6 protein-coding genes are annotated in these 13,035 nt (G+C 55.1%); 2 read left to right on the top strand and 4 right to left on the bottom strand.

The features are described from left to right. Window positions 1–21: 21 nt before the first annotated feature. Both nrdA and ubiG read right to left on the bottom strand, forming a co-directional pair. Window positions 22–2,307 (bottom strand): class 1a ribonucleoside-diphosphate reductase subunit alpha, encoded by a 2,286-nt coding sequence (nrdA, locus tag C6A40_RS07610; protein WP_008500237.1) that lies wholly within the window; start codon window positions 2,305–2,307, stop codon window positions 22–24. Between the two features lie 348 nt (window positions 2,308–2,655). Continuing rightward, entirely contained in the window at window positions 2,656–3,384 is a 729-nt protein-coding gene (ubiG, locus tag C6A40_RS07605) for a bifunctional 2-polyprenyl-6-hydroxyphenol methylase/3-demethylubiquinol 3-O-methyltransferase UbiG (RefSeq protein WP_021241539.1), read from the bottom strand. Between the two features lie 146 nt (window positions 3,385–3,530). Here ubiG and gyrA point away from each other — a divergent pair, with 146 nt between their 5' ends. Beyond that, entirely contained in the window at window positions 3,531–6,167 is a 2,637-nt protein-coding gene (gene gyrA, locus C6A40_RS07600; protein WP_008500239.1) for a DNA topoisomerase (ATP-hydrolyzing) subunit A, read from the top strand. Between the two features lie 135 nt (window positions 6,168–6,302). Next, a complete protein-coding gene (gene rcsC / locus C6A40_RS07595) occupies window positions 6,303–9,149 on the top strand; it encodes a two-component system sensor histidine kinase RcsC (RefSeq protein ID WP_008500240.1) in 2,847 nt (948 codons plus the stop codon). Window positions 9,150–9,260: 111 nt separating this feature from the next. Here rcsC and rcsB read toward each other — a convergent pair whose 3' ends face one another. Continuing rightward, window positions 9,261–9,911, bottom strand: coding sequence for a response regulator transcription factor RcsB (gene rcsB, locus C6A40_RS07590; RefSeq protein ID WP_003859405.1), 651 nt, complete (start codon window positions 9,909–9,911; stop codon window positions 9,261–9,263). 16 nt (window positions 9,912–9,927) lie between these two features. Next, on the bottom strand, window positions 9,928–12,600 hold the full coding sequence (gene rcsD, locus C6A40_RS07585; protein ID WP_021241536.1) for a phosphotransferase RcsD: 2,673 nt from the start codon (window positions 12,598–12,600) through the stop codon (window positions 9,928–9,930). Window positions 12,601–13,035 lie beyond the last annotated feature (435 nt).

Below are 13,035 nucleotides of genomic sequence, written 5' to 3'. Positions count from 1 at the left end.
TAGCGCCACCCGGCATTTACATTAGATCTTACATGCGCCGCTTTCGCAGCCATCGTCCTGAATTGACGGAACCAGGTCATCCTGCGCGTCTTCCGCACCGTCACGGGTGTTGTGATAGTACAGTGTTTTCACGCCAAACTTGTAGGCGGTCAGCAGGTCTTTCAACAGCTGCTGCATCGGCACCTTGCCGGACGGGAAGCGCGTCGGGTCATAGTTGGTATTGGCAGAGATCGACTGGTCGATAAACTTCTGCATGATACCCACCAGCTGCAGGTAGCCGTCGTTGTTTGGCATTTCCCACAGCAGCTCGTAGTTGTCACCCAGCGTCTCGTAATCCGGTACCACCTGACGCAGCACGCCGTCTTTCGAGGCTTTGATGCTGACGTGGCCGCGCGGCGGCTCAATACCGTTGGTGGCGTTAGAGATCTGCGAAGAGGTCTCAGACGGCATCAGGGCAGAGAGCGTGGAGTTACGCAGGCCGTGAGTCTTGATGGACTCGCGCAGGCCTTCCCAGTCGAGGTGCAGCGGCTCGCTGACGATCGCATCCAGGTCTTTCTTGTAAGTGTCGATTGGCAGAATGCCTTTCGCGTAGGTGGTTTCGTTGAACCACGGGCACGCGCCTTGCTCTTTCGCCAGCTCGTTGGACGCTTTCATCAGGTAGTACTGAATCGCTTCGAACGTCTGGTGCGTCAGGTTGTTGGCGCTGCCGTCGGAGTAACGCTTGCCGTTTTTCGCCAGCCAGTAGGCGAAGTTGATCACGCCGATACCCAGGGTACGACGCCCCATCGCACCGCGTTTCGCGGCCGGGATTGGGTAATCCTGGTAGTCCAGCAGGGCGTCGAGCGCACGAACCGCCAGCACGGCCAGCTCTTCCAGCTCGTCCAGGCTCTTGATGGCACCCAGGTTGAACGCGGACAGCGTACACAGCGCAATTTCACCGTTTTCGTCGTTCACGTCTTCCAGCGGTTTGGTCGGCAGGGCGATCTCCAGGCACAGGTTAGACTGGCGCACTGGTGCAACCACCGGATCAAACGGGCTGTGGGTGTTGCAGTGGTCAACGTTCTGGATGTAGATACGGCCGGTAGAGGCACGTTCCTGCATCATCAGGGAGAACAGGTCCACCGCCTTCACGCGCTGCTTGCGGATGCTGTCGTCTTTTTCGTATTTGGTGTACAGACGCTCGAATTCGTCCTGATCGGCGAAGAACGCGTCATACAGGCCCGGGACGTCGGACGGGCTGAACAGGGTGATCTCTTCGCCCTTCAGCAGACGGGTGTACATCAGCTTGTTGATCTGCACGCCGTAGTCCATGTGACGCACGCGGTTGCCTTCAACACCACGGTTGTTTTTCAGGACCAGCAGGCTTTCCACTTCCAGGTGCCACATAGGGTAGAACAGGGTCGCAGCACCGCCGCGCACGCCGCCCTGAGAGCAGGATTTTACTGCCGTCTGGAAGTGCTTATAGAACGGGATACAGCCGGTGTGGAACGCTTCACCGCCGCGAATCGGGCTGCCCAGCGCACGGATGCGACCGGCGTTGATGCCGATACCGGCACGCTGGGAAACGTATTTCACGATGGCGCTGGACGTGGCGTTGATGGAATCCAGGCTGTCACCGCACTCGATCAGTACGCAGGAGCTGAACTGACGGGTTGGGGTGCGCACGCCAGACATGATTGGCGTCGGCAGTGAAATCTTGAACGTCGATACCGCATCGTAGAAACGCTTCACGTAATCCAGACGGGTGTCACGCGGATAGTTAGAGAACAGGCAGGCGGCCACCAGAATATAGAGGAACTGGGCGCTTTCGTAGATCTCACCGGTTACACGGTTCTGAACCAGGTATTTGCCTTCGAGCTGCTTCACCGCCGCGTAGGAGAAGTTCATGTCGCGCCAGTGATCGATAAACCCGTTCATCTGCTCGAACTCTTCTTCCGTATAGTCTTCCAGCAGATGCGTGTCGTATTTGCCCAGCTCAACCATTTTCACCACGTGATCGTAAAGCTTCGGCGGCTCAAACTGGCCGTAGGCTTTTTTACGCAGGTGGAAAATCGCCAGACGTGCAGCGAGGTACTGATAATCCGGTGCTTCGCGGGAGATGAGGTCCGCCGCCGCTTTAATGATCGTTTCGTGGATATCAGACGTTTTGATGCCGTCGTAGAACTGGATGTGTGAACGCAGTTCAACCTGGGAGATAGATACGTTGTTCAGTCCTTCTGCTGCCCAGTCGAGAACTCGATGGATTTTGTCCAGATTGATACGCTCGGTAGTACCGTCGCGCTTTGTCACCAGCAGACTCTGATTCATGTGGGGTTTACCTGTCCGTGAAATAAAAAAATATCCCCCGCTTATCCACAGAACCGTCTTGTGACTAACTCTGTGGATAAATACTACATATAGGGGGTTTGCGATAAGAAAAACGCTATATGGTGAGTATTCTAGTAAGGATTCTTTTCAGTACAAGGGTTGATTTTGACGTTAAATTGAGGTTGTGAAAGGGTAAAAAAGGCTAAGTCCTCGTGCTGTAAGGCCTGGAAGACATGTCAATAATTAAGAAAAAAAATTCAAAATTTGATCGAGTGCTGATTTCTTCAACGGGCGGTCAGAATTGCGCAACATGATGTCGCGCAATCTTTATAAGAATAACGAATGACGTTAGTCGTTTTTGGCGGTTGTATGCAACATATAGTTAACATCAACGCCCGGTGCGAGTTTGAATTTATTGGTCAGCGGATTGTAATGCAGGCCGGTGATATGCTGCTCCTTGAGCCACGTCTGGTCGACCCAGCTTAACAGTTCCGCAGGCTTGATGAATTTCTTCACGTCATGCGTGCCTTTCGGCACCATGCGCAGCACATACTCCGCGCCAACGACGGCCATCAGCCAGGCTTTACCGTTGCGGTTGATGGTCGAGAAGAAGACCTGTCCACCCGGTTTCACCAGTTTTGCACAGGCGTGCACCACGGACTGCGGATCGGGAACGTGTTCCAGCATCTCCATGCAGGTCACCACATCGTACTGATGGGCATGTTTTGCCGCGTGTTCTTCCACGGTTTCCTGCACGTAGTCCACCTGTATGCCAGACTCCAGCGCATGAAGACGAGCAACCTGCAGCGGTTCAAAGCCCATATCCAGGCCCGTGACGTTCGCCCCTTCGCGCGCCATGCTTTCCGCCAGGATACCGCCACCGCAGCCGACATCGAGCACTTTTTTACCGAACAGACCGCCGGAGCGCTCCGCGATATAGCCCAGACGCAGCGGGTTAATACGGTGCAGCGGTTTGAACTCGCCTTCGAGATCCCACCAGCGGGACGCCACCGCTTCAAATTTGGCAATCTCTTCGTGGTCAACGTTGTGAGCCACCGGGGATTTTTCGGCATTCATGGGCGCTTTTACTCCTTATTTAGCAAGACGAATGAGTATATCAGGCAATCCCTGTGAATAAAGCGTATAGGTTTACCTCAATCACCTCGGCTGTGTTATAATTTGCGACCTTTGAATCCGGGATACAGTAGAGGGATAGCGGTTAGATGAGCGACCTTGCGAGAGAAATTACACCGGTTAACATCGAGGAAGAGCTGAAGAGCTCCTATCTGGACTATGCGATGTCGGTCATTGTTGGCCGTGCGCTGCCGGACGTCCGCGATGGCCTTAAGCCGGTACACCGTCGCGTACTATACGCCATGAACGTATTGGGCAATGACTGGAATAAAGCCTATAAAAAATCTGCCCGCGTCGTCGGTGACGTCATCGGTAAATATCACCCGCATGGTGATACCGCCGTTTATGACACCATCGTTCGTATGGCGCAGCCATTCTCCTTGCGCTACATGCTGGTAGATGGTCAGGGTAACTTTGGTTCAGTCGACGGCGACTCCGCTGCGGCGATGCGTTATACGGAAATCCGTATGTCGAAAATCGCTCATGAGCTGATGGCCGACCTGGAAAAAGAGACCGTTGATTTCGTCGATAACTACGACGGCACCGAGCGCATCCCAGATGTGATGCCCACCAAGATCCCGAACCTGTTAGTGAACGGTTCGTCCGGTATCGCGGTCGGTATGGCAACCAACATTCCGCCGCACAATATCACCGAGGTGATCAACGGCTGTCTGGCTTATATCGACGATGAAGACATCAGCATTGAAGGGCTGATGGCACACATCCCGGGCCCGGACTTCCCGACGGCGGCGATCATCAACGGTCGTCGCGGCATTGAAGAAGCGTACCGTACCGGCCGCGGCAAGATTTACATCCGTGCCCGCGCTGAAGTAGAAGCGGACGCCAAAACTGGCCGTGAAACCATTATTGTTCACGAGATCCCGTATCAGGTGAACAAAGCGCGTCTGATTGAAAAAATCGCCGAGCTGGTAAAAGAAAAACGCGTTGAAGGCATCAGCGCGCTGCGTGACGAGTCTGATAAAGACGGCATGCGCATCGTGATTGAGATCAAACGCGACGCGGTGGGTGAGGTTGTCCTGAATAACCTGTACTCCCAGACGCAGCTTCAGGTCTCCTTCGGTATCAACATGGTTGCGCTGCACCATGGTCAGCCGAAGATCATGAACCTGAAAGAGATCCTGAGCGCGTTCGTCCGTCACCGCCGTGAAGTGGTGACCCGTCGTACCATCTTCGAACTGCGCAAAGCGCGTGACCGTGCGCACATCCTTGAAGCGCTGGCGGTTGCGCTGGCCAACATCGACCCGATCATCGAGCTGATCCGTCGTGCGCCAACCCCGGCGGAAGCGAAAACCGCGCTGGTTTCCCGTCCGTGGGATCTGGGCAACGTCGCCGCGATGCTGGAACGTGCGGGCGATGACGCGGCGCGTCCTGAATGGCTGGAACCTGAGTTCGGCGTGCGTGACGGTCAATACTACCTGACTGAACAGCAGGCCCAGGCGATTCTGGATCTGCGTCTGCAGAAACTGACCGGCCTTGAGCATGAAAAACTGCTCGACGAATACAAAGAGCTGCTGGAACAAATTGCTGAGCTGCTGCATATCCTGGGCAGCGCAGAGCGCCTGATGGAAGTGATTCGCGAAGAGCTGGAGCTGGTCCGCGATCAGTTCGGCGACGAGCGCCGCACCGAAATCACCGCCAACAGCGCGGACATCAACATCGAAGACCTGATCAACCAGGAAGACGTTGTGGTGACCCTGTCTCACCAGGGCTACGTGAAGTATCAGCCGTTAACGGACTACGAAGCACAGCGTCGTGGCGGTAAAGGTAAATCTGCAGCACGTATTAAAGAAGAAGACTTTATTGACCGCCTGCTGGTGGCGAACACCCATGACACGATCCTCTGCTTCTCCAGCCGCGGTCGTCTGTACTGGATGAAAGTCTATCAGCTGCCGGAAGCAAGCCGTGGCGCACGTGGTCGTCCAATCGTTAACCTGCTGCCGCTGGAAGCGAACGAACGTATCACCGCCATTCTGCCGGTACGCGAGTACGAAGAGGGCGTGAACGTCTTTATGGCGACCGCCAGCGGTACCGTGAAGAAAACCGCGCTGACCGAATTCAGCCGTCCGCGTTCTGCCGGTATTATCGCCGTGAACCTGAACGAAGGCGACGAGCTGATTGGCGTGGATCTGACCTCGGGCTCCGATGAAGTCATGCTCTTCTCTGCGGCCGGTAAAGTGGTGCGCTTCAAAGAAGACGCCGTCCGTGCAATGGGCCGTACCGCGACGGGCGTGCGTGGTATCAAACTGGCTGGCGAAGACAGCGTTGTTTCTCTGATTATTCCGCGCGGTGAAGGGGCTATCCTGACCGTCACGCAGAATGGTTACGGTAAACGTACGGCGGAAGGGGAATACCCAACCAAGTCTCGCGGCACGCAGGGCGTTATCTCCATCAAGGTGACCGAGCGCAACGGTTCCGTTGTCGGCGCGGTGCAGGTAGACGATGCCGACCAGATCATGATGATCACCGATGCCGGTACGCTGGTGCGTACCCGCGTGTCTGAGATCAGCGTGGTGGGCCGTAACACTCAGGGCGTGATCCTCATCCGTACAGCGGAAGATGAAAACGTGGTGGGTCTGCAGCGCGTTGCCGAGCCGGTGGATGACGAAGAGCTCGACTCCATCGACGGTAGCGTCGCGGAAGGCGATGAGGACATCGCGCCAGAAGCCGACACCGACGATGACGTAGCGGATGACGCTGACGAGTAATGTCTCCTGATGTAAAAAAGGGCCGGATTCCGGCCCTTTTCTTTTGCAGAAGCAGATAAGTCAACGTTGCGACCTGGCGCGTTTACCGCTACCTTAACCACATTCTTTTGACCCCGACGGCGGAGCCTCGCCCCCTTGAAATACCTCGTCTCCTTTCGTACTACGCTGAAAGTCTCTCGCTATCTGTTTAGAGCGCTGGCGCTCCTGCTTTGGCTGCTGGTGGCCTTGTTCTCGGTGTTTTACATCGTTAATGCGCTGCATCAGAAAGAAGCGGAGATCCGCCAGGAGTTTAACTTAAGCTCCGACCAGGCCCAGCGCTACATTCAGCGAACGTCTGACGTCATGAAGGAGCTGAAGTATATTGCCGAGAATCGTCTGACGGCGGAAAACGGTATTCTTGCGCTCCGCGGGCGTAACGACAAAACCGAAGTTCCGGACTTCCAGCCGCTGTTCCCGGATTCCGATTGCTCCACCATGAGCAATACCTGGCGCGGGTCGCTGGAATCGCTAGCCTGGTTTATGCGCTACTGGCGCGACAACTTCTCCGCCGCCTATGACCTGAACCGCGTCTTCCTGATTGGCAGCGAAAATCTCTGCATGGCTGACTTTGGCCTGCGCGACGTGCCCGTTGAGCGTGACAATGCGCTGAAAAGCCTGCATGAACGTATTGTGAAATACCGCAATGCACCACAGGACGAGCGCGGGAATAACATCTTCTGGGTGAGCCAGGGCCCGCGCCCCGGCGTGGGCTATTTCTATGCCCTGACGCCGGTTTATCTCGGTAATCGCCTGCAGGCGCTGATGGGGATTGAGCAGACCATCCGCATGGAAAACTTCTTCACCCCTGGCAGCCTGCCCATGGGGGTGACCATTCTGGATGAAAACGGCCATCAGCTGATCTCGCTTGCCGGGCCCGATAACCGGCTGAACGTCGAACCGCACTGGATGCAGGAGCGGTCGTGGTTTGGCTATACCTCGGGCTTCCGCGAGCTGGTGCTGAAGAAGAGTCTGCCGCCTTCGTCGCTGAGTATCGTCTATTCGCTGCCGGTGGATATGGTGCTTGAGCGGATACGCATTCTTATCATGAATGCAATTCTGCTCAACCTGCTGGCGGGGGGCGCGCTGTTTACGCTGGCGCGCATGTATGAGCGGAAAATCTTTATTCCCGCCGAAAGCGACGCCCAGCGCCTGGAGGAACACGAGCAGTTTAACCGCAAGATTGTTGCCTCGGCGCCGGTGGGGATCTGTATCCTGCGTACCCAGGACGGGACCAACATCCTGAGTAACGAACTGGCGCATAACTACCTGAACATGCTGACGCACGAAGACCGGCAGAGGCTGACGCAGATTATCTGCGGTCAGCAGGTTAACTTCGTTGACGTGCTCACCAGTACGCACACCAACCTGCAGATCAGCTTTGTCCATTCCCGCTATCGCAATGAAAACGTGGCGATTTGCGTGCTGGTGGATGTCTCCGCGCGCGTGAAGATGGAAGAGTCGTTGCAGGAGATGGCGCAGGCGGCGGAGCAGGCCAGCCAGTCAAAATCCATGTTCCTTGCCACCGTCAGCCACGAGCTGCGTACGCCGCTGTACGGGATCATCGGTAACCTCGACCTGCTGCAGACTAAAGAGCTGCCGAAAGGCGTCGACCGGCTGGTGACGGCGATGAACAACTCCTCCAGCCTGCTGCTGAAAATCATCAGCGATATTCTCGACTTCTCTAAAATTGAGTCCGAGCAGCTGAAAATCGAGCCGCGCGAGTTTTCACCGCGCGAGGTGATGAACCACATCAGCGCCAACTATCTGCCGCTGGTGGTGCGTAAACAGCTGGGGCTCTACTGCTTTATCGAACCGGACGTGCCGCTGACGCTGCACGGCGATCCGATGCGCCTGCAGCAGGTCATCTCTAACCTGCTCAGCAACGCCATCAAATTTACGGATACCGGCTGTATTGTGTTGCACGTCTGCCGGGCAGGGGATTACCTGAGCATTCGCGTGCGCGACACGGGGGTCGGCATTCCGGCGAAGGAGGTGGTTCGCCTGTTCGATCCGTTCTTCCAGGTCGGTACCGGCGTGCAGCGTAACTTCCAGGGCACCGGACTGGGGCTGGCGATTTGTGAGAAGCTCGTCAGCATGATGGACGGCGATATCTCCGTAGATACCGAGCCCGGCATGGGCAGCCAGTTCACCATCCGCATTCCGCTCTATTCTGCGCAATATCCGGCAAAAGCCACGGTAGATGGCCTGAGCGATAAGCGCTGCTGGCTGGCGGTGCATAACGCCTCGCTGAATGACTATCTGACGGCGCTGCTGACCCACTGCGGCGTGAGGGTGTGCCGCTATGAAGGTCAAACACCGGACGTTGACGATGTGCTGATCGCCGACGAGATGCAGGAGCAGCCGTGGCAGGGGAGAGGGTCGGTGCTCTTCTGCCGTCGCCACATCGGCATTCCCGTCGAGCGCGCGCCTGGGGAATGGGTACACAGTGTTGCGACGCCGCACGAGCTGTTGAGCCTGCTGGCACGCATCTACAAAGTGGAGCTGGAAGAGCGCGACGGCGCGGGCGGATTGCCGTCACCGGAGTCTCTGGCGTCGGTGAATGACGATATGATGATTCTGGTGGTGGATGACCATCCGATTAACCGCCGCCTGCTGGCTGACCAGCTTGGATCGCTGGGCTACCAGTGCAAAACTGCCAATGACGGCGTGGATGCGCTGAACGTGCTGAGTAAGAATCATATTGATATCGTGCTGAGCGACGTCAACATGCCTAACATGGACGGCTACCGTCTGACGCAGCGCATCCGGCAGCTTGGCCTGACGCTGCCGGTGGTGGGCGTAACGGCGAACGCGCTGGCGGAAGAGAAGCAGCGCTGTCTGGAGTCAGGCATGGACAGCTGTCTGTCGAAACCGGTGACGCTGGACGTGCTGAAGCAGACATTGTCGATTTACGCAGAGCGCGTGAGAAAAACGAGAATATAAAAAAGGCCCGGAAGGGCCTTTTTTATTTGCCCGGCGACGCTGCGCTTGCGCGGGCCTGCGGGTTTTGTAGGCCGGGTAAGCGCCAGCGCCACCCGGCATTTACAGTGGAGATCAATCCTTATCCGTTGCGCTCAGCGTCACGGAGGAGAGATAGTTGAGCAGCGCAATATCATTGTCCACACCCAGCTTCATCATCGCTGATTTCTTCTGGCTGCTGATGGTTTTAATACTGCGGTTCAGCTTCTTGGCAATCTCGGTCACCAGGAAACCTTCTGCGAACAGGCGCAGAACTTCACTCTCTTTCGGCGACAGACGTTTATCACCGTAGCCACCCGCGCTGATTTTTTCCAGCAGACGAGAAACGCTTTCAGGCGTGAACTTCTTGCCTTTCTGCAGCGCCGCAAGCGCTTTAGGCAGATCGGTCGGTGCGCCCTGTTTCAGCACAATCCCTTCGATATCCAGATCCAGTACCGCGCTCAGGATCGCCGGGTTGTTGTTCATGGTCAGAACAATGATCGAGATATCCGGGAAGTGACGTTTAATATATTTGATGAGCGTGATCCCATCACCGTATTTGTCTCCGGGCATGGAGAGATCGGTAATGAGCACGTGTGCATCAAGCTTTGGGAGGTTATTGATCAGTGCTGTAGAGTCTTCAAATTCACCGACTACATTCACCCACTCGATCTGTTCAAGTGATTTGCGAATACCGAACAGTACAATCGGATGGTCATCGGCAATAATTACGTTCATATTGTTCATGTATAAGGCTACCTTGCTACAGCAAGCTTTTGACGTAGGCGTCAATGTCGCTGATGTATTTTTCAATGCCAGAGGCATCTTTCTCACGAATTAGATGTTCCAGCGTTTCACATAACTGCTTGCCGGGAACCAGATTAAGCATGGCAAACACCCCTTTAAGCCGGTGTGCTGTCTGTGCCAGCGCTGCAAAATCATTCGCAGCGGACTCAGTATACAACCGCTTAACATCATCTGGTACTGTATCAACAAAGAGTGAATAGTATCCGCTGGCGTGAAGCTCGGCATTTTCATTACCGCCAAGCGGGGATTCCGCTATCTCTTCCTGCGCCAGCTGCTCTTCTATTAGTTGTAGTACAGCTTCCTGCATCGCATTGCTTATATTAAAGTTGACGCGCAGCTGGCCAGGGCCGATTTTCCGCACGCCTGACTCATCATCGCTTAAAAGCAAGCCGGAGGCAGTAAGATTAGACGGATTATCAGTTAAAAACAGATCAAATTCTTGACTTGCAAGTCTTTCATCCGGCGTGATGCAGGCCGCCCCCCAGTTTTCTAACTGACGAACGACAATATTGCGGATCTCGTTCGAGGTCACATCGACCATCACCACGACATCATCCAGCAGACGCTCTTCATCTTCTTCCTGCGGATTGGCCGCCATTTTCACGTGCAGAGAATAGCGGGTGCCGAGGGATTCACGGGCTTTGATATTCAGATGGCCGCCGAGCTTACGCGCCAGCTGATCGCACAGCCAGAAGGTGAGGGCATTGGCCTTGCCGTAGCGATCGCTTTGCGTGTCGTTCAGGAACGGGAAGTGGAGATTATCAATTTCACTCGTGGTGACGCCTTCCCCGGTGTCGAGGATGCGGAACGTCAGGCGGTCTTCTGCCGACTCCTCCGTACTGACTTCGAGGGTGATCTTGCCGATCTGCGTGGTCGTCACCGCGTACTGAATAATCATCAACAGTATGCGGCGCAGCGCTTCACGATCGCCGTGGCGCTCGTCATTTGCCGGAAGATTGTTATTGATCAGCAGCTGCAACCCTTTACGCTTAATCACGGGCAGGACTTCCGGAACGACTTCATCGATCAGGTCCTGAATAGAGAAGAGGGTTGGTGTTCCTTTCCAGAAATCATTCTCCAGCATGTTCGCCAGCTGGATCTCGTCAACCATTCTGACCAGCGAGTCGGCCTGACAGGCAAGCTGGTGGCTTTCTGACGTATTTAACGCCGCCGCCTGGGTCGCCAGCGTTTTTAACGGCTGCTTGAAGGCATCGCCAATGTTCTGCATAAATGCGGCGCGCCCCTGCTGGTTTTTCTCATACAGTCTTTGCGCCTGCTTGAGCTTTTTATTCACCAGCACCTCGCGATCCTGATCGCGAATGATGAAAATTTGCGTGCGGGAGGCGACCTGGCTGCGGAACTGACGGATCTCGTACAGCTCATTGTTGATGGTGGCCTGGATCACCCCCTGGTGCTGATCCGCCATGGTGGTGATGTTCTGCAGGTTAAGATGCGGCAGCAGATGGTCGGCAATTTTATTGCTCATTACCGTACGATTCGCTTCCTGATCGTGAACTAAGACCCCAAGCGGCAGCACGGAAATAATCTCTTCATTTAGCGCACGTAACACGCGCAGTTCATTGCTGGTGCCTGCCGGGACCGCAGAGGCGTCGCTCTGACGCCCCGGCTGGAAACGGAAGGTGCTGTAGCCAAACAGCGCCAGCGCCAGCAGACCGATATTCAGCAGCAGAGGCAGCAGGATATTTTGCAGCGTGTCGAGCAGCAGCGTGCCAAACGGCACCTGCCACACCAGACGCATACCGGTCGAGTTCAGGGATGAGGCAATTTCGATTTTTGAGCCGTTAAAGGAGATCGAGACGCTTTCTGCGGCTTCTTTGTCAGATGCCGCACGCATGTTCTGGGTGCTGTTGTCGGGCTCCAGACGGAAGCTGTCGAGCGGCATGTCCGGCGGGATTAAATCGTTAATCGGTAAATCGAAGGCCACTACCGTCGCCAGATGTCCTGGCTGGTTGAAGGTGGTGCGCAGAGTAAAATAATGACCGTTTTGCCAGGCCAGACGACGCAGGGAAGAGAAGCTCTCACGTTCATCAAGGGCATTCGCCTGCTGCAGCATCTCTGCCCGGCGGGAGTCGACGATGCTGCCCACGGTGGTCTCTTTAAACCCGGAAGAGAGATCTTTTAACGGCAGCGTTGAGATCAGGATCATGCTGTTGTCCTGACCGTTCAGATAGTACATCGACCACGGCACCGTTTCGGCCCCCCAGAGGGTATCCAGATAGGTCGAAATACGCTGTGTCATCTCGAGCGTTGCGCTGTCGTGAGAGCCAAAAATGAGCGCCTCAGTCTTACGCTGCGGTTTTTCGAGGTAATAGACATCCTGCTTAAGCCGCGTCTCCTGAAGTCCATCTCCGGATGAGGAGGCCGGGGCGGCCGCAATATTGTCGTAAATCTGCCAGGTGGCGTAGCGCCAGGTATCGATGCGCTTATGCACGGCGTGGGTGATATCGACGACCTGATAGCTCTTATCCTTCAGCCAGGCGTTAACCGCGCTTTGTACCATCACCCCCATGGTCACTAACAGCACAACGATCAAAAGAAGAAAGAAACGGGTGATGCTCCCGGGGAGGAGGGAGAATTTGCTCGGGGCGGTGGTTTCAGTCTGACTCATTGATATCTTTAACCCGTCATGGTCATGCTCTGTGGCGATAGGGCAGTATAAAGGGTAATAACTGAATTTCCAGCGCCACCGTCCGGGAACAGGCGACTTTTTCAACGGACAATACCGGCGGCGGGTGGCGCGGTAAACATGTACAAACTCGTCCTGCGCGTACAAATAAAAAGTGCGGCTGGCCAGCAAATAGCACGAATTAACAAGAAATTAAGTTTTACATCAATTGTGTGTTAGCGAACGATCGCCGGGGAGAATTTAGTTAATAGTCGTTACAATTTCGGTGCGGTAGCACAAAAAATGAGGCGTTGCGTAAAGAAAGGTAAAAAAAAACCGAATGCGAAGCATCCGGCTCAATTAGGGATAAACAGACATTCAAAACTGAATGACGGTAATAAATAAAGTTAATGATGATAGCGAGAGATATTTTAGAGA

It is taken from the genome of Enterobacter sp. GER_MD16_1505_Eko_090 (assembly GCF_003331015.1).
In the GTDB taxonomy this organism is placed as follows: Bacteria; Pseudomonadota; Gammaproteobacteria; order Enterobacterales; family Enterobacteriaceae; genus Enterobacter; species Enterobacter roggenkampii.
The sequence above is the reverse complement of the archived record's forward strand: the minus strand, read 5'-3'. Positions and strand labels throughout refer to the sequence as shown.

Excerpts from the sequence above, each read along its gene's own strand:
- ubiG (WP_021241539.1), bottom strand. The coding sequence starts at position 3,384 with ATGAATGCCGAAAAATCCCCGGTGGCTCACAACGTTGACCACGAAGAG.
- nrdA (WP_008500237.1), bottom strand. The coding sequence starts at position 2,307 with ATGAATCAGAGTCTGCTGGTGACAAAGCGCGACGGTACTACCGAGCGT.
- gyrA (WP_008500239.1), top strand. The coding sequence starts at position 3,531 with ATGAGCGACCTTGCGAGAGAAATTACACCGGTTAACATCGAGGAAGAG.
- rcsB (WP_003859405.1), bottom strand. The coding sequence starts at position 9,911 with ATGAACAATATGAACGTAATTATTGCCGATGACCATCCGATTGTACTG.
- rcsD (WP_021241536.1), bottom strand. The coding sequence starts at position 12,600 with ATGAGTCAGACTGAAACCACCGCCCCGAGCAAATTCTCCCTCCTCCCC.